This window comes from Alkalicoccobacillus porphyridii, assembly GCF_007293315.1.
GTDB lineage: Bacteria > Bacillota > Bacilli > Bacillales > Bacillaceae_D > Alkalicoccobacillus > Alkalicoccobacillus porphyridii.
The window spans coordinates 1-334 of sequence record NZ_VLXZ01000106.1 but is presented as its reverse complement, the minus strand read 5'-3'; the positions used below and the strand labels follow the sequence as shown (position 1 = coordinate 334).

1 protein-coding gene is annotated in these 334 nt (G+C 50.0%); it reads left to right on the top strand.

Translation table 11 applies throughout. The features are described 5' to 3' along the window. Positions 1-7: 7 nt before the first annotated feature. On the top strand, positions 8-334 hold a 327-nt coding region (gene gmhB / locus FN960_RS23705; RefSeq protein ID WP_143850785.1), incomplete at its 3' end, for a D-glycero-beta-D-manno-heptose 1,7-bisphosphate 7-phosphatase.

The window sequence follows — 334 nt, the reverse complement described above, 5'->3', positions numbered from 1 at the left end:
ATAAAAGGTGGCGAAGAGCGTACCCGCAATTTTTCTTGACCGTGATGGCACCATTAATGTCGATCACGGCTATGTCCATGAGATCGACAACTTTGAATTTATCGACGGTGTTATTGACGCCATGCGCGAGCTAAAAAAAATGGGGTTTGCGCTGGTGGTAGTAACCAACCAGTCTGGCATTGCTCGCGGTAAATTTACCGAAGCACAGTTTGAAACGCTGACCGAGTGGATGGACTGGTCGCTGGCGGACCGAGATGTCGATCTGGATGGTATCTATTATTGCCCGCATCATCCGCAGGGTAGTGTTGAAGAGTTTCGCCAGGTCTGCGACTGC